The organism is Nonomuraea sp. NPDC050383 (genome assembly GCF_044459125.1).
GTDB lineage: Bacteria > Actinomycetota > Actinomycetes > Streptosporangiales > Streptosporangiaceae > Nonomuraea.
This window is the reverse complement of record NZ_JBITIP010000005.1, coordinates 324805-349053: the sequence shown is the minus strand read 5'-3', so window position 1 is coordinate 349053 and position 24249 is coordinate 324805. Positions and strand designations below refer to the sequence as shown.

Annotated in this window: 19 protein-coding genes; 9 read left to right on the top strand and 10 right to left on the bottom strand. The window is 74.0% G+C overall.

Features of this window, described 5'->3' with window-relative positions; genetic code table 11:
• Positions 1-164 precede the first annotated feature (164 nt).
• Positions 165-1889: a 2-isopropylmalate synthase gene (gene leuA / locus ACIBG4_RS15715; RefSeq protein ID WP_397202505.1), complete on the top strand. Its 1725-nt coding sequence runs from the start codon at positions 165-167 to the stop codon at positions 1887-1889.
• Here the strand turns inward: leuA and ACIBG4_RS15710 are convergent, their stop codons facing one another.
• Positions 1890-2843: an oxidoreductase gene (locus tag ACIBG4_RS15710; protein ID WP_397202349.1), complete on the bottom strand. Its 954-nt coding sequence runs from the start codon at positions 2841-2843 to the stop codon at positions 1890-1892. It lies immediately after the preceding gene.
• A 53-nt stretch (positions 2844-2896) separates the two neighbouring features.
• On the opposite strand from ACIBG4_RS15710, the gene ACIBG4_RS15705 reads away from it, so the two are divergent.
• Positions 2897-3313, top strand: coding sequence for a MerR family transcriptional regulator (locus tag ACIBG4_RS15705; RefSeq protein ID WP_397202348.1), 417 nt, complete (start codon positions 2897-2899; stop codon positions 3311-3313).
• A gap of 97 nt (positions 3314-3410) precedes the next feature.
• On the opposite strand, the gene ACIBG4_RS15700 is transcribed toward ACIBG4_RS15705, so the two are convergent.
• From ACIBG4_RS15700 to ACIBG4_RS15680, 5 genes are all read right to left on the bottom strand, one after another.
• The gene (locus ACIBG4_RS15700; protein WP_397202347.1) at positions 3411-4784 is read right to left on the bottom strand and encodes a hypothetical protein; all 1374 of its coding nucleotides are present in this window, start codon (positions 4782-4784) and stop codon (positions 3411-3413) included.
• Entirely contained in the window at positions 4781-5446 is a 666-nt protein-coding gene (locus ACIBG4_RS15695) for an ABC transporter ATP-binding protein (protein ID WP_397202346.1), read from the bottom strand. Before ACIBG4_RS15695 ends, ACIBG4_RS15700 begins: the two co-directional genes overlap by 4 nt.
• Positions 5439-5963 carry a PadR family transcriptional regulator gene (locus ACIBG4_RS15690; RefSeq protein ID WP_310709620.1) on the bottom strand — a complete coding sequence of 175 codons (525 nt, stop codon included), beginning with the start codon at positions 5961-5963 and terminating at the stop codon, positions 5439-5441. The genes ACIBG4_RS15695 and ACIBG4_RS15690 overlap by 8 nt, the downstream gene beginning before the upstream one ends.
• A gap of 42 nt (positions 5964-6005) precedes the next feature.
• Entirely contained in the window at positions 6006-8336 is a 2331-nt protein-coding gene (locus ACIBG4_RS15685) for a polysaccharide lyase 8 family protein (RefSeq protein WP_397202345.1), read from the bottom strand.
• Positions 8337-8529: 193 nt separating this feature from the next.
• A complete protein-coding gene (locus ACIBG4_RS15680; protein ID WP_397202344.1) occupies positions 8530-9066 on the bottom strand; it encodes an ATP-binding protein in 537 nt (178 codons plus the stop codon).
• Positions 9067-9385: 319 nt separating this feature from the next.
• Between ACIBG4_RS15680 and ACIBG4_RS15675 the strand changes: the two genes are divergently transcribed.
• The 4 genes from ACIBG4_RS15675 (at position 9386) to ACIBG4_RS15660 (ending at position 15948) form a co-directional block, all read left to right on the top strand.
• On the top strand, positions 9386-11578 hold the full coding sequence (locus ACIBG4_RS15675; protein ID WP_397202343.1) for a sensor histidine kinase: 2193 nt from the start codon (positions 9386-9388) through the stop codon (positions 11576-11578).
• Positions 11579-11657: 79 nt separating this feature from the next.
• The gene (locus ACIBG4_RS15670; protein ID WP_397202342.1) at positions 11658-12494 is read left to right on the top strand and encodes an SAM-dependent methyltransferase; all 837 of its coding nucleotides are present in this window, start codon (positions 11658-11660) and stop codon (positions 12492-12494) included.
• A gap of 19 nt (positions 12495-12513) precedes the next feature.
• Complete coding sequence (locus ACIBG4_RS15665; RefSeq protein ID WP_397202341.1) at positions 12514-13320, top strand: SAM-dependent methyltransferase; 807 nt, start codon at positions 12514-12516, stop codon at positions 13318-13320.
• 42 nt (positions 13321-13362) lie between these two features.
• Positions 13363-15948, top strand: a complete 2586-nt coding sequence (locus ACIBG4_RS15660) for a DUF6493 family protein (protein WP_397202340.1) — start codon at positions 13363-13365, stop codon at positions 15946-15948.
• A gap of 49 nt (positions 15949-15997) precedes the next feature.
• On the opposite strand, the gene ACIBG4_RS15655 is transcribed toward ACIBG4_RS15660, so the two are convergent.
• Complete coding sequence (locus tag ACIBG4_RS15655; protein ID WP_397202339.1) at positions 15998-16780, bottom strand: MBL fold metallo-hydrolase; 783 nt, start codon at positions 16778-16780, stop codon at positions 15998-16000.
• A gap of 63 nt (positions 16781-16843) precedes the next feature.
• Here ACIBG4_RS15655 and ACIBG4_RS15650 point away from each other — a divergent pair, with 63 nt between their 5' ends.
• Complete coding sequence (locus ACIBG4_RS15650; RefSeq protein ID WP_310709628.1) at positions 16844-17242, top strand: MerR family transcriptional regulator; 399 nt, start codon at positions 16844-16846, stop codon at positions 17240-17242.
• A 7-nt stretch (positions 17243-17249) separates the two neighbouring features.
• Here ACIBG4_RS15650 and ACIBG4_RS15645 read toward each other — a convergent pair whose 3' ends face one another.
• Both ACIBG4_RS15645 and ACIBG4_RS15640 read right to left on the bottom strand, forming a co-directional pair.
• Positions 17250-18434 (bottom strand): hypothetical protein, encoded by a 1185-nt coding sequence (locus tag ACIBG4_RS15645; RefSeq protein ID WP_310709629.1) that lies wholly within the window; start codon positions 18432-18434, stop codon positions 17250-17252.
• 110 nt (positions 18435-18544) lie between these two features.
• Positions 18545-20176 (bottom strand): dolichyl-phosphate-mannose--protein mannosyltransferase, encoded by a 1632-nt coding sequence (locus tag ACIBG4_RS15640; protein ID WP_397202338.1) that lies wholly within the window; start codon positions 20174-20176, stop codon positions 18545-18547.
• Positions 20177-20253: 77 nt separating this feature from the next.
• Between ACIBG4_RS15640 and rsmI the strand changes: the two genes are divergently transcribed.
• Together rsmI and ACIBG4_RS15630 are read left to right on the top strand one after the other, a co-directional pair.
• Complete coding sequence (gene rsmI, locus ACIBG4_RS15635; RefSeq protein WP_357633478.1) at positions 20254-21102, top strand: 16S rRNA (cytidine(1402)-2'-O)-methyltransferase; 849 nt, start codon at positions 20254-20256, stop codon at positions 21100-21102.
• 10 nt (positions 21103-21112) lie between these two features.
• Positions 21113-22693: a dolichyl-phosphate-mannose--protein mannosyltransferase gene (locus ACIBG4_RS15630; RefSeq protein WP_397202337.1), complete on the top strand. Its 1581-nt coding sequence runs from the start codon at positions 21113-21115 to the stop codon at positions 22691-22693.
• Here the strand turns inward: ACIBG4_RS15630 and ACIBG4_RS15625 are convergent.
• A complete protein-coding gene (locus tag ACIBG4_RS15625; RefSeq protein ID WP_397202336.1) occupies positions 22629-24170 on the bottom strand; it encodes a hypothetical protein in 1542 nt (513 codons plus the stop codon). The two genes, ACIBG4_RS15630 and ACIBG4_RS15625, sit on opposite strands and share 65 nt — an antisense overlap.
• Between the last annotated feature and the right edge of the window lie 79 nt (positions 24171-24249).

The window sequence follows — 24249 nt, the reverse complement described above, 5'->3', positions numbered from 1 at the left end:
TCGCCAGGCCCGTTCCAGGCCCGTTCCACAGAACGGGTCATCCCGGAGAACGGGCCGTCCCAGAGAAGAGGACCTCCATGTCCACGTCGTTCCCCGGCCTGCGCATCCCCTCCGGCGCGGTGCCCGCCGCGCAGCCGCGCTGGAACCCCCAGCGGCCCAGCGCGATGCCGTCCTTCCGCTACCGGCCCGTCCACGACCGCGTCGCCGTTCCCCTGGAGGGCCGACGGTGGCCCTCGCGGACCGTCACCGCCGCCCCCCTGTGGGTGCCGGTCGACCTGCGCGACGGCAACCAGGCCCTGGCCGACCCCATGGACCCGGAGCGCAAGCGCCGCATGTTCGAGCTGTTCCTCGCCATGGGCTTCAAGGAGATCGAGGTCGGCTACCCGTCGGCCAGCCGGACGGACTTCGACTTCGTCCGCCTGCTCGTCGAGCACGACCTGGTGCCCGACGACGTCACCCCGGTCGTGTTCACGGCCGCCCGGCGCGACCTGATCGAGCGGACGTACGCCTCGATCGAGGGGCTGCCGCGCGCCGTCGTCCACCTCTACACCGCCACCGCTCCCACCTGGCGGGACGTCGTCCTCGGGCACGGACGCGACGAGCTGCGCGCGCTCATCACCGAGGCCGCCGAGGACGTCGCCCGCGCGGCCGAGGGGCGGCCCGGGGTGCGGTTCGAGTTCTCGCCGGAGGTGTTCAACCTCACCGAGCCCGACTACGTCCTGGAGGTCTGCAACGGGCTGTCGGCGCTGTGGGACGCGAGCCCCGACCGGCCGGTGATCCACAACCTGCCGGCCACCGTCGAGGTCGCCACGCCCAACGTGTACGCCGACCAGATCGAGTACATGGACCGCCACCTCGACCGGCGCGACGGCGTCATCCTGTCGGTCCACCCGCACAACGACCGCGGCACCGGCGTCGCCTGCGCCGAGCTGGCCGTGCTGGCGGGGGCGCAGCGGGTGGAGGGCTGCCTGTTCGGCAACGGGGAGCGCACCGGCAACGTGGACCTGGTCACGCTGGCGCTCAACCTGCACGCCCAGGGCGTCGACCCGATGATCGACTTCTCCGACATCGACGTCATCCGCGAGACGGTCGAGCACTGCAACCGCATCCCCGTCCACCCCCGGCACCCGTACGGGGGCGATCTCGTCTACACGGCCTTCTCCGGCACCCACCAGGACGCGATCAAGAAGGGCTTCGCCCACCACGAACGGCGGTCCGCGGAGCTGGGCGTGACGCCGGACCGGGCGCCGTGGGCGGTCCCGTACCTGCCGATCGACCCGCGCGACGTGGGACGCGACTACGAGGCCGTCATCCGCGTCAACAGCCAGTCCGGCAAGGGCGGCGTGGCGTACGTGCTCCGCGCCGAGCACGGCCTGGACCTGCCGCGCGGGCTGCAGGCCGACTTCTCCCGGGCGGTGCAGGCCGAGGCCGAGCTGAGCGGCGGCGAGGTGACGGGGGAGCGGCTGTGGGAGCTGTTCCAGGCCACGTACGCCGGCAGGACCGGGCCCGTGGAGCTGCTGCGCTGGAAGGTGGAGGGCGCGGACGGCGAGCACGCGTTCACCGGGGACTTCGTCGTCGGCGGGCGCGAGGCGCGGGGCGAGGGGACGGGTGTGGGGCCGCTGGCGGCGCTCACCGCGGCGCTGCGCGGGCTGGGGGTCGACGTGGAGATCACCGGCTACACCGAGCACGCCGTCCCCGCCTCCGCACACCCCGCCTCGGTGGGCCCCGGCGGCGCCGAGAGCGTGGCGGCGGCGTACGTGGAGTGCCGGGCCGGCGACGCGACCGCGTGGGGGGTGGGCCTGGCCTCCTCGGTCCTGACCGCCGCCGTGGACGCCGTCGTGTCGGCCGCCAACGCCGCCCTCGGCGCTCCCGGCGCCCCGGGCGCCTGATCAGGAGAAGGCGTCCACCCCGGTGAGCTCGCCGGACAGCTTCCAGAGCCGGGCCGCCTCGTCCGGGTCGACGGCCCACGGCTTGACCCCGCCGACGAGCATGTCGTCGGTCGTGGCCGGCTCGGCGACGTCGCAGTCCTGGCAGTAGGCGCCGCCGTGGTCGTCGAGCAGGGGCGAGGTCGCCGCCCACGTGGCCGTGGCCGCCCCCTGCTGCGGGGTCTTGAAGCCGGCGGGCGGAGTGCCGTCCGGCGTGATCCAGCCGAGCGCGACCTGCTCCTCCAGAGGTACGTGCCGTTGCAGCGGCGTCAGGATGCTGCCAGGGTGCACGGCGTACGCGTGCACCCCGGCCGCGGCGCCCAGCCGGTCGAGGTGGACCGCGAACAGCGCGGCCGCGGTCTTGGCCTGGGCGTAGGCCAGCCAGCCGTCGTACCCGCGCCGGAAGTGGACGTCGTCCCACCGCATGCCGGACAGGAAGTGCCCGGAGGAGGAGACCGCCACCACGCGCGCCCCGCCCGCGGCGAGGACGGGGCGCAGGTGGTTGACCAGCGCGTGGTGCCCGAGGTGGAGGGCGAAGTGGGCCTCCCAGCCGGGGCCCACGCGGGTCTCGGGGCAGGCCATGACGCCCGCGTTGGCGATGACCACGTCGATCGCCCGGCCCTTCTCCAGGAGGTCGCCGGAGAAGCGCCGCACGTCCGCCTGGTCCATCAGGTCGAGCGGGCCCACCTCCGCCCGGGGCACGTCCCGCAGGGCCGCACCGGCCGCGTCCGGACGGCGGGCGCCCACCACCACCCGGGCGCCGGCCCCGGCCAGCGCCCGCGTGATCTCAAGGCCCAGCCCGGAGTAACCGCCGGTGACCAGGGCGGTCCGTCCTGTCAGGTCGAGGCCGGCGAGCACCTCCTCGGCCGTGCTCCACGCGCCGAACCCACTACCGATCTTGTGCTGCCTGTTCGTCATGGGCTCGACGCTAGAATCTAGAGCTCGCTCTAGGTCAAATCGTGGAGGGAAACGTGGCGGACGGTCTGTCCATCGGGGACGTGGCGGCGGCCACCGGCCTGAGCGTGCACGCGCTGCGCTTCTTCGAGCGCGAGGGCCTGCTCCTGCGCCTCATCCCGCGCTCCGCCGGGGGCCGCCGGGTCTACGAGCCGGCGGACGTGGAATGGCTGCTGCTCTGCAACCGGCTGCGCGAGTCGGGCATGCCGATCGCGACGCTGAAGAGGTTCGCCGGACTGGTCCGCTCGGGCCCCGGCAACGAGCGCGACCGCCTGGAGCTGCTGCGCGAGCACGAGCGCGACGTCCGCGCCCGGATCGCCGAGCTGACCGCGAGCCTGGAGGTCATCCACGGCAAGGTGGTCGCCTACGAGCGGCACGTCGAGGACGGCACCGCCACCGGCCTCTGGTCCCCGACCCCCTCGCCCCCCGCCTGACCGCTCGCCGGGCCGCGATGAGCCCGCGCACCTTCTACCCCTCAGGGCCGCGACCGGCACAACGCCGCTGCGGTGGCTGGTCAACCAGCCGGCGAGGTCACTCGTCCCGGAGCCGCTCCGGAGCGGCGGTCCGGCGCAGCAGGGGACGGGAGAGCCGGGCCACCACCAGGGCGGCGAGGATCCCGATCCCGGCCATGACCACCGCCCGCCCGCCCGCCACGGCCAGCGCCGCGGGCGTCTCGGCGTACACCTCCGGCGCCGTCGCGATCACGACCGCCGCCCCGGCGACGGCCGCGACGGCGCACACCGGCAGGGAGGCGATGAGCGCCTGCCGGGCGAGCACCCGGCCCAGCGAGGGCGCCTCGGTTCCGGAGGCCGCGAGGGCGGCGAACGAGCCGCGGTGGTCGAGCAGCGCCTCGGCCTGGTGCGCCACGAGGGCGGCGGCCGAGACGACGAGCGCGAACAGCAAGGACAGATCCACGAGCGCGTACGCCGTGACGGCGAACGGCGACTCGGCCACATAGCCTTTCACGATCCCCGGCCCCTGCTGGGCGCCCACCATGGCTCCGAAGAACACGGTCAGCCCCACCACGGACAGCGCGCGGGCCCACCCCCGGGGGTCCGCCTCCAGCATCCGGGCCGCGAGCAGCGTCTCCGCCTCCCCGGTGCGGCGCCCCACCCGGCGGGCGGCGGCCCCGATCAGCCAGGCCGCGCTGAGAACCAGCCCGAACAGCAGCAGCACCGCTCCGGTCACGAGGACCGCCGACATCCCGTACGCGTCCAGCCACAGGAGCCGGCCCTTCCCGGTCAGGATCGCCACCATGAGCCCCGCACCCACCGTGACCATCACCAGGTCACGGACGTGAGCTTGAGCCGGCCGGGACCGCCGCGTCACGCCCAGCGGTGAGGCGATCACGTGCCGCCCCGCCAGCAGCCCCGACAGCATCCCCCAGAGCGCGACCCCCAGCAGGACGCCGAGCGCCGTCAGCGGTGACGCGCCGCCGAGGGCCCAGGCCCCCGCCAGGTACACCGCGGCGCCGCACACCCCTCCCACCAGGGCCTGCCGGCCTCCTTCGTACGCACCGAGCAGCCGGACGTCGCCCGGCGTGGCCCCCGCCAGCCGCAGGGCGGCCAGCCGCCTCTCCCGGGTGGCCGCGGCCAGGCGGCTCACCTGGTGGACGAAGGCCGCCGCAGGCACCGCCAGCAGCGCCAGGACCAGGGCGGTGACCGCCCGCCGGTCGGGGGTGGCGAACGCGGCCATCACCCCATGCACCTGCGCCGGATCGCCGGAGCCGGCGCCGGCCAGTCCCAGCCGGGTTCCCCGGTCGAGCGCGCTCACCGCCGAGGTGAGCAGGCTGACCGCCGAGCAGAGCAGGAGCACCGCGAGCGCCGCCCCCGCGGCCATGAGGCGCCCGCGCGCCCGCTCCCTCGGGGACCCGCCCCGGGCCAGCATCCGGGCCAGCGCGATCACGTGGTCACCTCCGCGGCGACGGTGCCGTCCCGCAGGACGACCTCCCGGTCGGCGTAGGCGGCCACGCGGTTGTCGTGGGTCACGAGTACCAGGGCGGCGCCGCTCCCGCGAGCCGTACGGACCAGCTCGTCCAGCACCCGCTCTCCGCCGAGGGAGTCGAGGGCGCCGGTCGGCTCGTCGGCGAACACCACGCGCGGGCCGGTGACCAGCGCGCGGGCCACCGCGACCCGCTGCGCCTCGCCGCCGGACAGCTCGCCGGGGCGGTGGTCGGCGCAGCCGGCCACGCCCAGCCGCTCCAGCCAGGACCGGGCCGTGTTCAGCGACTCCTGGCGCGGATGGCGGCCGAACAGCAGGGGTAAGGCGACGTTCTCGGCCGCCGTCAGCTCGGGCACGAGCCGGCCGGACTGGAAGACGACGCCGAAGCTCTCCCTGCGCAGCCTCGCGCGGCCGGCCTCGTCCAGGGCGTCGACGCGCCGCCCGTCGAGGACGACCTCTCCCGACTCCGGCCGGACGATCCCGGCCAGGCAGTGGAGCAGCGTGGACTTGCCGGACCCGCTCGGCCCGGTGATCGCGACGATCTCGCCGTCGCCGATCGTCAGGGACACCTCGTTCAGCGCGACGGTCCGGCCGAACGTCTTGCGCAGCGCGCGTGCCTCAAGCATCGCCGCCCTCCTTCAGGTCCGTGAGGCGGCCGAGGGCCGTCTCGATCCAGCGCAGATCGGCGTCGAGGTGCTGGAGCGCGTAGTCGGCGGCCAGCGCCTCGGCGGGTGAGCCCGCGGCCTTCTCGGCGGTCAGCTCCCGCATGCGGGCCAGGTGCGCGGCCCGCTGCCTGAGCAGGTAACCGTCGGCGGCGCCACCGGCCAGGCCGGCGACGACGACCCGGGAGAAGAGCGGGCTGGAGACGTACGGGGCGGGCGGCTCTGTCTGTTCGAGCCAGCGCGCCAGCTCGGCGCGGCCCCGCTCGGTGATCGCGTAGACCGTCCGCTCAGGGCCGGCCTCCTGCGCCGTCTCCGCCACCTCGGCGAGCCCGTCGCGCTGGAGGCGCTGCAACGTCGCGTACACCTGGCCGTACGCGAGCGGCTTGGCGCCGGGCAGGCGCCGGTCGTGCTCGCGCTTGAGCTCGTATCCGTGCTTCGGGCGCTCGGTCAGCAGCCCGAGCATGACATGTCCTGTCGACATGGCCGCGACTATACATGGAATGTATACATGCCATGAATAGCTTCAGGCCGAAGCGGGGCGGAGGGTGATCGTGCAGGAGGCGCCGAGGTGGCCGGCGAGGCCGTCGAAGCGGGCGGTGAGCGCCGGACCGGTCGTGGCGCGGGTCAGCAGCGGGTGGCCCTGGACCAGGGCCGTCACCGGCCGGCGCCAGGTGACGGTCAGCTCGTCCAGGTCGCAGCGGGGGTCCGCCACGGTGAGGGTCGCGGTGCCGTCCGGCAGCTCGCGGAGCAGGACGGCGCAGGGCGCGGAGGCGGTCAGGGGGCCGGCCGTGCCCGGGTGCCAGAAGTTGACGCCGGTCAGCCCGAGTGACGGGACGTGGACGCCCTGCGCGCGGGAGGTGTTGGCGAGGACGCGGGCCCAGCCCGGGTCGGCGGCGCGGGCCCGGGTGCGTTCCTGAGTGGCGCCGGGGAGGAGCAGGTAGACGTACGCGGCGTCGCGCGGGTCGGCGCCGTGGTCCAGCCAGAGCGTCACGTAGTCGCGCGCCACAGCGCCCGCCGCGTCCGCGCCACCTGCCCCGGCGCGCCGCTCGCGGAGGACCCTCAGGGGACCGCCACCGGGCAGGACGTAGCCGCCGTGCCCGTCCAGGTGCGCCCAGCGCGCGACCCCCGTCCCTACCGGAAGGTCATCGGCGACCACCCGGGTGCCGTCGACCGCGAGAGGCGCGCCGGTGCGGCGGTTGTCGACGACCGTCTCGACCGGGACGCCGTCCTCGCTCCTGATGCCCGCCCCCAGGCACAGCACCGCGTCGTCCAGGAAGAACCACGACTTGAACGCCTCCATCGTGCTGTCCAGCCCGTTGAGGTGCTGCCCGACCGCCGCGTACGCGCCGTCGGACGCGCCCCCCACCCACCGGCCCGGCGGGCACGTGTCGCCCCATCCCGCGCCCGCCCCGTCGGGCAGCCGCTTGGTGGAGACCGTGGTGCCCGGCAGCCGGTACGGGTCCACGGTCGCCCAGAAGGAGTCGGAGTACTGGTCCCCGTGGCCCTCGGCCCACCAGTAGAGCATTCCGGAGCCGGTGTGCCAGCCACGCAGGTTCTCGCCGTTGCCGTGCTCGTAGTGGCCCACCCGGTACGACGCCATGCTGAGCCCCGCGCACCAGCCCTGCGCGCGGTGGACGGCTCGGGCGCTCATGGGCAGCAGCCGGTGCCCGGCCGGCTCGGGGGCCGCCGGGATCCGCTCGTCGGCCGTGACCGCCGCCAGCCGGGCGTGGAAGCCCAGGTCGCCCTCGGCCTCCGCCGTGCCGAGCATCGGCCGGGCGGTGTCGCGGGCCGCCCATCCCTTGACCATCGCCCGCCAGCGCTCCCGGTCCGCGGCCGGCGCCGTCTCGGCGAGCAGCAGGATCGACGCCGCGATCATGCGTCCCCTGCGGTGGTCACCGTACGGCCGGCGCCCGACGCCGCGCCCGCCGGCCAGATCCATGCAGAACCCGTCATGGATCACCGGCGCGAACGACCCGTCCACGCTGTCGTGGAGCACCCGCCGTTCGTGCTCGGGGATCTCCCACGGCGTGCCGCGCAGCACGGCGAACAGCGCGGCCAGCCCCGCCAGGGCCACCAAGCCGTACCCGCCCTGGTACGGCACGTACGTGTGCTGGATGAACGAGCCGTCCCGGTAGAACCCGTCGCCCTCCTCGACGTACCGCAGGACGGGGGACAGCGCGGAGGCGGCCAGCGCGGCCCGGTCCGGGTCGGCTCCGAGGACGGCGCGCAGCAACATGACCGTGCACAGGTCCACCCGGTTCGCCCCGGTGCTGTTGCCGCTGTAGTCGTACAGGCGGCGCGGCGGCACGAAGTGGTCCACGGCGTCCCGCAGCCCGTCCGCCTGCCTGGACGTGAGGTGCGGCGCGACGAGCACGGCCGCGTCGAGCAGGGCCTTGGGCACGCCGATCTGCCAGTTCCACCAGTTCCCCCTGGCCTCCGCGCCGGCGGCGTACACGTGCCGCCGGTAGTGGTCGAGGCCCGCGGCGACGGCCGAGGCGAGGCCCGGGTCGCCGGTCAGCCCGGTGCCGGGCAGCACGTACGCGCGGGCCATCGAGCGCAGCCGCGCCGGGGTGGCGTTGAACGACGGGTACGGCATGCCGGGCCAGAGCGACGTGGGGCCCGGCGCCATGGTGTCGCGGTGGCGGGCCGCCTCACGCCCCAGCTCCGCCAGCCTCTCCCGGTACGGCGGGAGCGTCGCCTGCCCGGAGACCGGATCGGTGGTCAGCGCGGTCCACCGGCGGCGCAGGACGGCGAACGCGTCACCCCACAGGCCGCCGGCGGCCACCGGGACGACCGCCCCGGCCGCCGCTGCCCCGCCGAGCACCAGGAGAGATCGCCGGGTGTATCCGCGCACGGGGCAGATTATCGCGTGACGACGAGCCTGCCCTGGGACGAAGGTCGAGGGGGAAGGGGGAGGGGGGGAAGGGGGGACCGCGATCCGATGGGGAGAGGTGCGAAGGATCGCGGCCCGTCAGGGTGGGGAAAGGGGACGCCGGGGTCGATCCTTACCCGGTGACCTGCTCGGCCCCGGCGTCCCGAGGGGGATCTCAGGAGGGCTCGGCGATGATCGCGGCCAGGCGCTGGGCGTGGCCGTGCGCAGCCCGCCTGACCGTGCCCGCGCAGGCAGTGCCCGCCGGCGCGTGCTCGGCCTGGGCGCTCACCGGCAGCTCGAACCAGACGACCTTCCCCCGCGGGGTGTGGTCGCGGCCCCAGCAGCAGGCGAGCATGTCCACCAGTTGCAGCCCGCGTCCGCGCTCGTCGTGGCGGCGGGACAGCTGTACGTCCGGCAGGTCGGGGTTGGAGTCCTCGACCTCGAAGCGCAGCAGGCCGTCGGACTCGGAGACGCTGACGCCGATCGGCCCGTGGGCGTGCTCCAGGGCGTTGCTGACCAGCTCGCTGATGAGCAGCTCGGCGACGTCGGCCTGGTCGGCGAAGCCCCATTGGGTCAGCTTCTTGCGGACCAGGCGGCGCGCCCTGCCCACCTGGTGGGGGTGGGGCGGGAGCCGCCAGGAGGCGACCCGGCTGTCCACCGCGGTGTTGCCGCCGAGGGCGGCGATCAATGAGACCCAGGAGTGCACGTTCATGACACGTCCTCCTGGTGGGCACTGTCGCCGCAGTGATGATCCACTGACGGGCTGGTGGGCCGGTGGTGGGACATGGTCGGAACCCTTGCTTCTCGCTTCCCCCGAGCGGTCTGCTCAGGTCTTAAGCCTCCCTCACTGGTTCGCCCGAGGGGACGTGAGAAATCCCGATATAGATACCTATTTCCTGAGTAGGGGGACGGCTAGGTATGGCGGCCCGGGTGGTGGCCGTAACGGCCTGGCCACGATGGGCGAAATGGCACCTTGAAGGGTCCATAATCCTGACCAGCGCGGCACGCGGGGGCGAGGAAGCGGGGACAGGATGGCCGGACTGACCGGCGCGGACGGCACCACCGAGGCGGACGGCTCGACCGAGAGGGCCGGGGGCAGGACCGAGGGGTCCGGGAGCACGGTCGAGGGGTCCGGGAGCACGGTCGCGCAGGCCGGCGCCGCCGTGGCCGCGGCCCTCGGCCCGGTCCTGGAGATCACCGCACTGCTGATCTTCGCGGGTCTGCCCGACGCGTGGCTGCCCTCCCTCACGGCGACGCCCCAGTCCGCCGCCGCCCTCACCTTCCCCGTCGTCGGCGCGTTCCTGATCCACCACCGGCCCCGGCTGAACATGGCCTGGCTGATGTGCGCGGGCGGCCTGGCGGCCGGGATCAGCGACTTCTCCCAGGCGCTGATGTTCCGGCTCGCCGCCGAGGGGGAGCTGGCCACGGCCGGCTACCTGCGCTTCGCCGGGAGCGTCGGCTGGGCGGTGTGCGGCGTGACCCTGACCACGCTGCTCCCTCTGTACTCGCCCGACGGCCGCCTGCCCTCGCCGCGCTGGCGCCCGGTCGTGGCGCTGGGGGCGGTGGCCCTGGCGGCCGAGATGCTGAGGTCGGTGTTCCGCCCGGACCCGCCGCCGTCCGGCTACGCGTTCCCGGCCGTGATCCCGAACCCGCTCCAGATCCCCGCGCTGGCGCCGTACAACGACACGATCTCCACGATCGCCTGGACCGGCATCTACGTCGCGATGGCGCTGTCGGCTCTGTCCCTGGTCGTGCGCCTGCGTCGCGCGGACCCCGTCGGCCGGCGGCAGATCGGCTGGCCGCTGCTCGCCTACATCGGGTACATCGTCTTCCTGGTCGTGGGCGCGTTCGTGCCCGGGCTGACGTGGCTGTCGATCACCTGGGCGGCGCTGATCCCGGTGGCGCTGGCCTTCTCGGTGACCCGGTACCGGCTGTACGGGATCGACACCGTGATCAGCCGCACGTTCGTGGCCGCCGGCCTGCTGGCCGTGGTCAGCGCGGTGTACTTCGGCGCCGGGGCGCTGGCCGGTCTGGTGGTCTCCGGGTACGACGAGATCGCGGGGCTGGTGGCCGCCCTGTTCGCCGGGGCGTTCTTCCAGCCGCTGCGGCGCGCGCTGCAACGCGCCGTCGACCGCTTGCTGTACGGCAGGGTCGGCGACCCGCGGCTGCTCGCCGAGCGGCTGACCCATGAGGTGCGGCGGGCCGACCCGGCGGAGGCGCTGAACTCGGTGGTGGGGGTGCTGCGCGACGGGCTCGCCGTCGAGGGCGCCGCGGTGGAGGTGGCCGACGGCGAGCCCCGCTACGTCGAGAGCGGCCGGGTGGGCGACGAGCCGCGCGAGGTGCCGCTCGTCTGGCACGGCGAGCTGGTCGGCCGCCTGCTGGTGGGGCCGCCGGGTCCGCGCCGGTTCCCGGCCGCGCACGACGAGCGGGTGCTGGCCACGCTCACGCCGTACGCCGCCGACGTGGCCCACGCCGTGCGGATGGCCGCCGACCTGCAACGCTCCAGGGAGCGCATCCTCACCACCCGCGAGGAGGAGCGCCGCCGCCTGCGGCGGGACCTGCACGACGGCCTCGGCCAGACCCTGTCGGGCATGGCCATGACCATCAACATCGCCCGCAGTCGCCTCAAGAGCTCCCCCGACTCCGCCGACACGCTGCTCCAGGCCCTCCGCTCGGGCATGGACGCCGTCGCGGGCGACATCCGCGAGCTGGTGTACGGCCTGCGTCCCCCGGCGCTCGACGACCTCGGCCTGGCGCGGGCCGTACAGGAGCTGGCCGGCCAGTCCTCGCCCGAGACGGTGGTCGAGGTCGAGACGGTGGTCGGGGTGGAGACGGTGGTCGAGGTGGAGGCGGGCGGCGACCTGGGCGGCCTGCCGGCGGCCACGGAGGTGGCCGTCTACCGGATCGTCCAGGAGGCCCTGACGAACGTCCGGCGGCACGCCGACGCCCGCCACGCCCGCGTGGTGCTGCGGCGGGAGCCGTCGGCGCTGCGGGTGCGCGTCAGCGACGACGGCCGGGGCCTGCCCGACGGGCACCGGGCGGGCGTCGGCCTCGGCTCGATGCGGGAGCGCGCGGCCGAGCTGGGCGGAGTCTGCGTCATCGGCCCCGAGCCCGGAGGCGGCACCCGCGTGGAGGCCGTGCTGCCCCTCCCGGCGGCCGGACCGGACGAGCCCGGGACCCCGCCCGAACCGGCGCACGGGACCGCCGACCGAACTTCGTTCTGACGTACTTCGCCGATCTTGTGGCACGGGGCCGGGTTTTTCCTAGAATCAGGCCCAGAAGATCACAGCGAGAGGGGGTCGTGTGAGCGACCTGGACCGCGTGCCACCGCCCGGAGTCGACACCCGAGTCCCGAGCGTCGCCCGCATGTACGACTACTACCTCGACGGGAAGGACAACTTCGCGGCCGACCGCGAGGCGGCCGAGAAGATGATCGAGCTCGGCCTCCGGATGGGCAACGACGCCCGCCAGATCGCCCGGGCCAACCGCGGCTTCCTCGGCCGGGCCGTCCGCCTGCTCGCCGAGAGGGGGATCACCCAGTTCGTCGACATCGGCGCGGGCCTGCCCACCCAGGACAACGTCCACCAGGTCGCCCGGCGGCACGCGCAGGGGTCGCGCGTCGTCTACGTCGACAACGACCCCATCGTGCTGGTCCACGCGCGGGCCCTGCTCGCCCGCGACCCCGACGTGCTCGCCGTGGCCGGCGACCTCAAGGACCCGGACGCGATCCTCGACGACCCCGAGGTGACCGCGCACATCGACTTCTCGCGCCCGTACGCCGTCCTGCTCGTCGCGGTGCTGCACTTCGTCACCGACGACGCCGAGGCCGCCGCGGTCGTCGCGCGGATCCGCGAGCGGCTGACCCCCGGCTCCTACCTCGTGCTGTCGCACCTGTACGAGGGCAACGCCACCGACGACATGGCCCACGCCGGCCAGAAGGTCTACTCCGGCACGACCTCGGGCGGCCTGGCCCGGCGCGGCTACGACCAGATCGCCTCCTACTTCGACGGCCTGGAGCCGCTCCCGCCCGGCATCGTGCCGGTGGACGCCTGGGACCCGCAGGGGGAGCCCGGTCTGGACCTCGACCTCGACCGTCCGGGCATCCTGGCCGGTGTCGGCCACGTATCCGCAAGCGACTGAGACCTCCGATCGGAGACCAATGGACGACCAGAGCGCTCGCTCCGCCTGGGACCGGGTCGACACCACCAAGCCGCACTCGGCCCGTGTGTGGGACTACCTGCTCGGAGGCAAGAACAACTACGCCGTCGACAAGCAGGCCGGCGACACGATCCTGACGCTGTTCCCGGCCTTCGCCGAGGTCGCGCGCCTCCAGCGGCGCTTCCTCAACCGCGCGGTGCGCTTCCTGGCCGGGCAGGCGGGCATCCGCCAGTTCCTGGACATCGGCACGGGCCTGCCCACGGCCAACAACACCCACGAGGTGGCCCAGGCGGTCGCCCCCGACTCCCGCGTCGTGTACGTCGACAACGACCCGCTCGTGCTGGTCCACGCGCGGGCGCTGCTCGCCGGCACGCCGGAGGGCGTCACCGAGTACATCGACGCCGACGTCCGCGACCCGCAGCGGATCCTGGAGGGCGCCGCCAAGGTGCTGGACCTGTCTCAGCCGGTCGGGCTGACCATGCTGAGCATCATGGGCCAGGTCCCCGACGCCGACGACCCGGACGGCATCGTCCGGCAGTTGCTCGACGGGCTCTCCCCGGGCAGCTACCTCGCCCTCAGCGACGGCACCAACGGCAACCCGGCCCTCGTCACGGCCGTCGAGAGCTACAACTCCCGGGCCGCCTACCCCTACCACCTGCGCGCCCCCGAGCGCGTCGCCGCGTTCTTCGAAGGACTGGAGATGGTGGAGCCGGGCGTGGTCCCGACGCCGCTGTGGCGGCCCGACGCCGAGAGCGTGAACCCCTCCGAGCCGGTCAGCGCCGTCTGCGGGGTGGGCCGCAAGGCCTGAGCCTCCGGTGATTGTCGGCGGGCGCCGCTATGGTCCCCGATCATGACTGGAGCATGGGAGGCGGTCCGCGCCGCCGTCGCGAAGGAGGACGCCGCCGCCACGGCGGCCGTGGTCGCCGGGCTGACCGGCGACGAGCGGGGCGAGGTGGCCCGCGAGCTGCCCGGCCACCTGGCCGTGCTGAAGCGCGAGGCCGCCGGTGGTGACAGGCCCTGGGGCATCTGGTCCGACGGGGGACGCGGCTGGGTGGAGCCCCTTCGGGTCGCCGGGGCGGGCACGATCGGCGGGGCCGCCGCCGCGGCCGCGTGGCTGAACCGCCGCGAGTTCCAGCGGTTCTGGGACCAGCCCGACGACGTGCCGCACATCCTCCACGCGGTCGCCGCCCGCTCCCCGGAGTGGCAGGCCGATCTCGCCGCCCGCCTCGCGCTGCGGCTGCGCGGCACCGACAACGACTCCGGCCGGTCGGTACGGCTGGCACTGGAGCTGCTGCGCCGCACCGGCGCCGAGCCGCCCGCGCACGACCCGCTCACCCTCGCCTGGGTCCGCGTCTGGCCGGCCGACCCGGGCGGCGCGCCGCTGCTCGACGCCATGCTGCCGCGCCTGTTCGAGGTGGAGGGGGTGGGCCGGCTGCTGCGCGCCGACGAGGACCGGCCCGTCCGGCTCGCCGCCCTCGCCGCCCGCGGCCGGATCTCCCGGGCGCTCCTGCTCGACGGCTGCGTCAGCCGGTTCCTGCGCGGCGGCACCGCTGCCGACCTGCGCTTCTTCGTCCGCCTGCACGAGGCCCTCGATCCGGCCCCCGATGAGGTGGCCGGGCGGCGGCGCGACTACGCCCGGCTGCTGCCCGCCGCCCCCGCCAACGTCGCCGACCTCGCGCTCAGGCGACTGCGCTCGGCCGGCCCGCTGGACCCGGAGGAGGCCGCCGAGGCGGTGGAGGGCCTGGTGTTCCGCGCCGAGGGCAGGCTGGTGCGCGCCGGGCTGGCCTGGCTCGACCGGCTCGTCCGTGACCACCCGGGCGACCTCGACGGCTACGCCCCGGCCCTGGCCACGGCGCTGGTGTGCGAGGCCGGCGAGGCCCGCGACCGCGCCGCGCGGCTGGCGCTCAAGCACGCCGGGCGCTTCACCCCCGACGGCGCGTCGGCGATCCGCGACGCCGTCGCACTGATGCCGGCCGGAGAAGGGGTGGAGCTCGCCCAGGTGTTCGGCGGGGACCCGGTGCCCGCCTTGCCGGACCCGGCCCGGTTCATCCCGCCCGCACTGCCTCCGGCTCCAAGGCCGGCCCGCATGCCGCCGCCGGTGACGGCGCCCGACGCGTTGACCGGCTTCACGCCGAGCGAGTACGACTGGCTCGCGCCGGAGCGCTGGCTGGACGCGTTCGTCCGGCTGGCCGCGAGCGACCGGCGGGGCCTGACCGAGGCCCTCGCCCCCGTGGCCGCCCGCTTCCGCACCCGGGAGTTCTGGGGACGCCCCTGGTGGCACGCCGACGAGTGGGTGATGGCCATGGCGAAGGAGCTGGCCGACCCTGGCACGGAGCGCAGGGCCGCCGAGCGGACCACGAGCTTCGGCGCGCCCGCCACGATCCAGGAGCGCGTCCCCGAGTCCGGGCACGCGAGGCTGAGCCGGCTCATGCCGCTGCGCCGCTACGCCGAGGTCTACGAGGCGCTGACGGCCGGCACGCTGCCGCCGTACCTGCTGGCCACGCCCACCTACGCCAGCGGCGTGCTCGACGCGGCCGAGCTGGTGGAGCGCCTGGAGGGCTACGAGCGCGACGGCGTCGAGCCGCTGCCCGTCGACCTGGAGCAGGCACTGCTCCGGCTGTCGCGGACCGCGTCCGCCGAGGTCGCCGGGCGGGCCGCGCGTCTGACCGGCGCGGCGGGCCGGACGGTCGCCCGCCTGCTGTCCGCCGACCGCGTCGACCCCCGCGTGGAGCTGCGCTGGGAGGACACCCCGAACGGCCCGCTGATCGTGCCCGTCCTGTTCGCGGGCGGCTCGGGGATCACCGTGCTGGACGGGGAGATGACGCACTCGCGGCGCGACGAGGTGCTCGAACTGCTGCTGCCCGTGCTGGCCTCCCACCGGGATCTGGCCGCGGCCCACGCCGTTCACGGCCTGCTGTCGTACGCCCCGTACAGCAAGCCGGGGCTCGACGCCCTGACCGCGCTGGCCGCCGCCGAGGGCCCCGCCGGGGACGGAGTGGGCTTCCTCGTGGCGTACCACCTGTGCGAGAGCCCGGAGGAGGTGGTGCCGCGCCTGCTGGAGCTGGCCGCCTCCGGCGGGCTGCCGGGCGAGGGGACGGGCCGTGGGCTCGCCGCGCTGCTCCGGTATGACGAGACCCGGTGGGAGTACCGCTGCTACAGCCCCGCCGGGGTGCTGCGGGCCCTGGAGGAGCTGGCCCGGCGCGGCGCGCACCGGGAGGTGTGGGGGGTGCTGGCCGGGCTGCTGACCGGCTACCTGCCGGGGCCGGGCGAGCGGGCCACGAGCACGCACACCCGGATGATGACGCTCGCCGCCGACGTGGCCGGCTGGGCGGGGGCGCGCGGCGCGCTGGCGCCGGTCGCCGAGCTGGCCGCCCGCCCACGCGAGACCGGCCTGGTCCGCCAGGCCCGCCGCCTGCACGCCACGCTCACCGCTTAGCCGCCAGGCCCGCCAGGCCCGGCTCACGCACGCTCCTTACGGGTCCGGTTCACCGCTGGGCGAGCTCCCACGGGTCGTGGGCGGAGAACACGTCCACCCCGTGCTCGTGGGCCAGCGTGCGCAGCCGGGCCTGGTTGGCCATCCGGAGCTCGGCGTCCACCTGAGCCAGTTGCTGGACGAAGTCCATCAGCGGGTGCGCGACGGGCTCCGGTTCGAGCTCACGGTGGTAGAAGTAGGCGTCGCCGGCATGCAGCAGCCAGCGCTCGCCGTCCCTGACCGCCACGCCCGCGTGTCCCCGCGAGTGCCCGCCGAGCGGCACGAGCAGCAGGTCGTCCAGCCCCTCCAGGGGCCGCGCGCCCTCCATCCCGAACCAGGTCTCGCCGCCCTCGCCGTAGGTGACCCAGCGCGGGCCGTGCGCCCAGTGGCCGGGCCGGTAGCGCCGGCTCGGCGCCTGCTCCGCGGCGGCCTCCAGCTCGGCCGCCATGACGTGGACGGCGGCACCGGGGAAGTCGGGCAGCCCGCCGCTGTGGTCCACGTCCAGGTGGGTGAGCACGATGTGCCGCACGTCCGCGGGGTCGTACCCGAGCGCGGGAAGCTGCCGGGCGGCGGTCTCGGCGGGGGCGAGCGCGGGCACCACCTGCTCCACCCACTCGGTGTCGAGCAGTTCTCCGGGGCGGGTGATGTCGTCGAGCCCGAGGCCGCTCTCGACGAGCACGAGGCCCGAGGAGGGCGTCTCGATGAGCAGGGCGTGGCAGACCGCCGGGGCGGAGGGCAGGCCGGTGGTGGACTCGATCTCACGCATCGAGCCGAGGTTGAGGTGGTGAATCTTCATGCGCCTACAATGCGACTTGAAGCGCGGTTCAAGTCAAGCGCGCGAAAAGAAGGGCGTCGTTTGATGGAAGAGACACTGCTCGACATCGGTGAGGTGGCGCGGCGGTCCGGCCTGGCCCCGTCGGCGCTGCGGTTCTACGAGCGCAAGGGCCTCATCGAGTCGGCGGCGCGCAACGGCCTGCGCCGCGCGTACCGGCCGGAGACGCTCGACCGGCTGGGGCTGATCGGCTGCGCCCGCGACGCGGGATTCACGCTGGCGGAGATCGGCGCGTTCCTGGGGGCCCGGCCGTCCGACACGGCGCTGCGCGAGCGCATGGCGGTCAAGGAGCGGGAGGTGGACGCGCGGGTGCGTCAGCTCACCCGGCTACGTGACAGCCTGCGCCACGCCGCCGTCTGCGCCCACGACCCGCTCGTCGAGTGCCCCGACTTCAAGCGAGCCATCCGGAACGTCAGCGCCCCCTGAGGAGAGGTCAGCCCGCGCTGACGTACTGGCGGGGCCGCAGCGCGTGGCCGCGCAGCGCGGCCAGGGCCGCGAAATGGCCCACCCGCGACATGCGTACGGCCAGCTCGTCGCCGAACGCGAGCCCGAGCGCCGTGAGCCGCTCCACCAGGTCGTCGACCGGCTTGGCGACGTCGCCCGGCTCCGTGGCCGGATGCCAGCCCTCGTCGCCCACCACCTCGGCCACCCGGCGGCGCAGCTCGGCCGGCGAGATGAGCGACCCGTCGGCCAGCAGCATGAGCGCCGCCTCCCGGGCCGACAGCTCGAACTCCTGCTCACCCTTCGGCAGCAGCAGCCGCGTGACCGCCTCCCACATGGTGTCGGGGGAGAGCAGCAGCCGCCTGCCCACGGCGGTGATGGACAGCCTGGCGCCGTCGCGGCGCAGCGCGCTCAGCTCCCGCTCGGCCAGGTCGCGCAGCCGCAGCGCCTCCGGCGACGGCGCGAGCCGCATCGGCAGGCTCTCCTCCGAGGCCGCCAGCGACAGCAGCCGGTGGAGCTGGGGGACCGGCTGGGCCGGCACCGGCGCGTGCAGCCGCACCTCGAACGGCTGCGCCAGCTCCCGGCGGGCCGGACCGCGGCCCAGCACCCACCGGTTGAGCCGCTCGCCGTGGACGCGGTTGAGCCAGCTGTCGCCGCCCAGGTCGGCCCGGGGCTCGGTGAGCCAGCGCCGGGTCAGCGCGACCCGGTCGACCTCCTCACCGGCCAGGATGGCCAGCTCCAGCGCCGCGGAGCAGGCCACGTGCGCGCCCAGCTCCTCCGGCCCCATGATCGTGCTCCACTGGAGGTCCGGCACGTCCGGCGGCAGCACCCCCGTGGCCTCCAGGGCCTCCTGGTAGGCGACGGTGCCCGCGTCCTCGCCCTCGCGCGCGTACGTGCGCAGGATGTCCAGGGTGGTCGGGGAGACGCACAGCGCGGCGTAACGCCGCAGGCCGCCGAGGTGGAGCAGGCGGCCGAGCGAGCGGGCCAGCCGCTCGTGGTCGCCGCCGACCTTCAGCGGGAGCGTGTACCAGAGGAACTCGCAGACATCGAGCTGCGTCACCGTCTCCAGCGGCTCGCCGCCGGTCAGCCACTCGACGGCCGTTCTGGCCTCCTCGGCCAGATCCGGCTCGGAGCGCTCCAACTCGGCGAGGAGCGCGGCGACGTCTGGTGCACTCATGCCTCGAAGTTTGCCGTATCGACCCCGGGCCTGACGATGCCCGAAGCCGGTGCGTATTGGGTCGTGCACGGATCTACCCTACGAAACAACTGGTAAGTGGGCCGCCACTGTCAGATCCACCGTTTGTCGAAGAGCATGCGGGCCTTCCATTCGGTGTAGGGGATGAGCTCGCCGGACAGGATCGGGTGCAGCCACCAGAAGTTGATGAGAGCCAGCAGCGCGAACGCCCCGACCACCGCCGCGCCGATCGTGCGCCTCATCGGCAGCGCCCCGGTGGCGGTGCGCGTGGCCGGCCCGATCAGCCACCCCGCGCACAACGTGATGGCCAGCACCATGAACGGCACCATGGGGATCGCGTAGAACAGGAACATCGTCCGGTTCTGGGCGATGGCGAAGTAGAACCAGGGCAGCCAGCCCATGGCGTAGGCCAGCAGCACCGCCCCGGCCCGCCAGTCGCGGGAGGCGACGTACCAGGCGATGAGGGCGACCAGCGCGAGCAGCGCGCCGAACCAGATCACCGGCGTGCCCACGCCCAGCACAGCCTCGGAGCAGTCGCGCGTGCCGCAGACGTTCTGCCGGCCCTCGTAGTAGAAGGCGACCGGGCGCAGCAGCAGCGGCCACTGCCACGGCTCCGACATGTACGGGTGGGACGTCTCCAGCCCGCTGTGGAAGGTGAAGACCTGCCACTGGTACTTCACCCACGACCGCATCGAGTCGAACACGAAGTAGAACGGCCCCGCCGAGGTGGCCTGGTCCCAGTTGCGGCCGTAACCGCCCGCCGTGACGAACCAGCCCGTCCACGTCGCCATGTACGTGACGAACGGCACCACCCCGAAGGCCGCCACCGCGGGCGGCACGTCCTTGGTGAAGGCCCCCGCGTACGGCCGGCGCAGCCCGACCGCCCGGCGCGCCCCGAAGTCCCACAGCACCGCCATGACGGCGAACGCGGCCAGGAAGAAGATCCCCGACCACTTCACCGCGCAGGCGGCCGCCAGGCAGGCGCCCGCGGCGATCCGCCACGGCCGCAGCCCCAGCGACGGGCCCTCCGGCGACAGGGGGCCGTTCTCGTACCACTCGACCAGCCGCCGCCGCGCCCAGTCGCGGTCGGCGACCAGGCAGGCGAACCCGGCCAGCACCCAGAACATCAGGAAGATGTCGAGCAGCGCGGCCCGGGACAGCACGAAGTGCAGGCCGTCCAGCGCGAGCAACAGACCGGCGAAGCAGCCCAGCATGGTCGAGCGGGTCATCCGCCGCGCCACCCGGGCCAGCACCAGGATCGACAGCGTGCCGACGACCGCGGCGGCGAAGCGCCAGCCGAACGGCGTCATCCCGAACAGCCACTCGCCGGCGCCGATCATCCACTTGCCGAGCGGCGGGTGGACCACGTAGGAGGCGCACTTGTCGAGCTGGTCGGGCGCGCACTTCTGCCAGATGTCCAGATTGCCGGCGAGGATCGCCTTGTCGGCGTCCTTGACCGTGACCCGCTCCACCAGCCACGAGATCAGCGAGTAGGCGTCCTTGGCGTAGTAGGTCTCGTCGAAGACCACGGCCTTCGGATGGGCCAGGCCGATGAAGCGCAGCGCCCCGCCGAAGGCCGCGACGAGCAGCGGCCCGAGCCAACCCCACAGCGGGTTCGAGGGCATGGGCGGGACCATCCGCTCGCGCACGGAACGCGCCGGGGGACTGCTCTCGTCGGCCTTCGGCTCACCAAAGGCGTGGTACGCGAAATCGGTCACCGCCATTCGGACATCGTACGGGCCTCAAGCCGGTGTTTACCCGTGAACACGGTCCGATCGGGAGGTCCTGCCACAATGGCCGGGTGAGAGAAGACGGCAGGCTGGTACTGGCGGGAGCCCCGATAGGCCAGGCGGGCGACGTCTCGCCACGGCTGCGCGACGTGCTGCGGAGCGCCGACGTGGTGGCCGCCGAGGACACCCGGCGGCTGCGCAGGCTGGCCGCCGACCTCGGGGTGGAGATCGGCGGCCGGATCGTCTCCTACTACGACGCCAACGAGGCCGGCCGCGCCCAGGAGCTCATCGAGACGCTCAAGGAGGGCCGCACGGTCGTCGTCATCACCGACGCGGGCATGCCGGGCGTGTCGGACCCCGGCTACCGGCTGACCCGCCTGGCGGTCGAGGAGGGCGTCACGGTCACCGCGCTGCCCGGCCCGAGCGCCGTCACGACCGCCCTGGCCGTCTCCGGGCTGCCCAGCGACCGGTTCTGCTTCGAGGGGTTCCCGCCGCGCAAGCAGGGCGAGCGCGCCCGCCGCCTGGCGTCGCTGGCCGGCGAGGAGCGCACGATGGTGTTCTTCGAGGCGCCCCACCGGCTGCGCGAGTCGCTGGAGGCGATGGCCGGGGCGTTCGGCCCCGACCGGAGCGCGGCCGTCTGCCGGGAGCTGACCAAGACCTACGAGGAGGTGCGCCGCGGCGGCCTGGCCGAGCTGGCCGCGTGGGCGGCCGGCGGGGTCAAGGGCGAGATCACCGTCGTGGTCGCGGGCCACGTGCCCGACGAGGGGCCGCCCGACGTGGAGGCGCTGGTCGCGGAGGTCGATCGCCGCGTGGCCGCCGGCGAGCAGCGCAAGACCGCCGTCGCCGACGTCGCCAAGGCCGCCGGGATGCCCAAGCGGGACCTCTACGACGCGGTACACAAAAGATCTACCACGCCTTAGGGTGCAGTCCGTGAAGGACTGGGGGGTTTCACCGCGCAGGCTCGTGCCGCCGATGCAGGGAGCCCCCCTGTGGGGCTGGCTGGGTCCCGTCCTCGTCGCCGTCTTCGGCGGGATCCTGCGCTTCGTCCGCCTGGGCGAGCCCCGCTCGATCGTCTTCGACGAGACCTACTACATCAAGGACGCCTACTCCCTGCTCACGTTCGGCGTCGAGCGCACCACCCTGGGCGACGCCAAGAACCCCATCGCCGACCGGCGCATCATGACCGGCGACCTGGACATCTGGCAGCACTGCCCGAACCCCGCCGACTGCGCCGCGTTCGTCGCCCACCCGCCGCTCGGCAAGTGGATGATCGGCGCCGGCGAGTGGCTGTTCGGGATGACGCCGTTCGGCTGGCGCTTCGCCGCCGCGGTCGTCGGCACGCTGTCGATCCTGGTGCTGGCCCGGGTGGCGCGCCGGATGACCCGCTCGACCATGCTCGGCTGCCTGGCCGGTCTGCTGCTGGCCCTCGACGGCCTGCACCTCGTGCTCTCCCGCACGGCGCTGCTCGACATCTTCCTGATGTTCTGGGTGCTGGCCGGGTTCGCCTGCCTGGTCGCCGACCGCGACTGGGCGCGCGGCCGGCTCGCCGCCCGGTACGAGAGCTCGCCGCTGACCTCGTACGGCCCCCGGCTCGGGTTACGGCCGTGGCGGGTCGCCGCGGGGGTGTGCCTGGGCGCCGCCTGCGCGGTGAAGTGGTCCGGAATCTTCTTCCTGGTCGCGTTCGCCCTGATGAGCTTCGCGTGGGACATGGGCGCCAGGCGCGCCGCCGGGCTTCGCGAGCCGTACAAGGGGGCCTTCTCGCTGGACCTGCCGGCCGCGAGCGCGGCGCTGGGGCTCGCGCCCGCGCTGACCTTCCTCGCCTCGTGGGGGAGCTGGTTCGCCCACGACGGCGGGTACGGGCGCGACTGGGAGCGGGCGACCTCCTCCGGGCCGCTGTTCTTCGTCGTCGACTCGGTGCGGTCGTGGCTGAAGTACCAGATGCAGGTCCTCGGCTTCCACACCGAGCTCGACGCCTACCACGAGTACATGTCGGAGCCGTGGACGTGGCCGGTGCTGTTCAGGCCCGTCACCTTCCACTACGTGGGCGGCAGGGCCGGCTGCGGCGCCTCCGCGTGCTCCGAGGCCGTGATCGGCGCCGGCACGCCCGCCCTCTGGTTCGCCGCCTGGCTGGCCCTGCTGTGGCTCGTCGTGCGGTACTCCGCGGCCCGCGACTGGCGGGCCGGGGCGGTGCTGCTCGCGGTGGCCGCCGGCTGGCTGCCCTGGTTCTACTACGCGATCGCCGACAACCGCACGATGTACCTGTTCTACATGATCCCCGTCGTGCCGTTCATGGTGCTGGGGCTCACGCTCGTCGCCGGACTGGTGCTCGGCCGGGAGGACGCCAGGCCCGCGCGGCGGGCCGTCGGCGCCGCCGCCGTGGGGGCGCTCGCGCTCGTCGTGCTGATCGACTTCTGGTGGTTGTCGCCCGTGCTGACCGGCGAGCTGCTCACGCAGGCACAGTGGTGGGCTCGGATGCTGACGCGCTCGTGGGTCGAGGTCGCCCCCAAGTGATGCCGCGGCGCAGCGTGATGGCCGCCGCGACGCACGCCAGCGGCACCGCGGGCAGCACGTAGCGGTAGTCGAACTCCGCCGTCGCCGCCGGCGCCAGCAGCAGCCCGAACGCCCCCAGCCACGGCAGCGCCACCGGCCCCCCGAACCTGCGCCAGCGCACCGCCACGCCGTACAGGCCGACCAGCATGATGCCGCCCAGCAGGATGCCCCGCAGGTAGAACACCTTCTGGTAGCCGCTCATGATGTCGGCCCACGGCGAGACGATGCGCGTCTCCGGCGGGCCCTGCTCGTAGGAGAACGCGTCGGTGTCGGTGCGGCCCTGGTAGGACGGCCAGTTGGGCAGCCGCTTCGGCCGGCCGCTGGTGTCGAGGTCGTAGTACGGGCGGAACTCGTACATGTTGTACGTCTGCTCGTCCGGGAAGCGCGGCCGGCCCCAGTGGAAGGCGCGGAAGAAGTCACGCGTCACCACCTTCAGGTAGTCGCCCGGCTGCGACAGGATCGCCCGCGTGGCGAACGCGCTGGCCGCCTCGTTGGTGATCTCGGTGAACTTCTTGCCGGCGCCCCACCGGTGCAGCACCTCGCCGGTGCCCGTGCCGCCGCCGCCCTGGCCCCACAGGTACCACTGGGCGTAGTCCTTGCGCTGGTCGACCGGGTCGTTGATGCACAGCAGGAGGAGCTCGAGCTCCTTGTACTTGTCGATGTGCATCTTCGAGCAGTCGGCGAAGATCGCCGTGCGCATGTACAGGATGAGCCCGTCGCTGTTGGTCATGGCGAACTTGCCCATGCTGGCGGAGAACCAGCCCATGTAGCTGAGGATCGGCACCGCGCAGGTCAGCACGACCGCCACGATCGCCTTCCAGCTCGTGCGCTTGACCACCAGGTACGCCACCACGAGCGCGAGGATGGGCAGCCCGATCGAGCGGGTCAGCCAGGTCAGCGCCAGCAGCAGGCCGACCAGCGCCCCGACCTGCCACGACATCCGCCGGTGCCACAGGACCAGCGTGACCACGCCCACGACCAGCAGGATGAACATCGAGTCGGACATGATGAGCTGTTCGAGCTGGATCTGGTAGGCGTCGAAGAGCACCGGCGCCGCCGCGAGCGCCGCTCCCCACTTCGGCAGCGCGAACCTGCACCGCAGCAGCGCGTAGATCAGCACCGCCGTGGCCAGCCCCATCAGGTGCTGCGTGAGCACGACCAGCGTGAAGCTGTGGAACGGCTTGAGCGCGAGCAGCCAGAACCCGTAGCCGTCGGGCCTGATCGGGTGCGGTCGCGGATGCAGCGCCACCGAGACGTACTCGTACGAGTCGTTGAACCACATCGCCGGGCTGTATCCCAGCATGGTGACGATCCGCAGCACTCCGCCCAGGGCGAAGGCCACGGCGAACACCCGATGACGGCGCAGAAGGCCCAGCGCGCGCGCCGTCCGGCCAGGGGCGGAGTGGTCCACAGGGGTAATCTCCGCGACGCTCACCATGCTGTAAAGAATGCCAGCCGTTTCTAGGACTTGCCCCGACCAAGTCTGGGCAGAGGGCATGATGGTGTGCCTGAAGTGT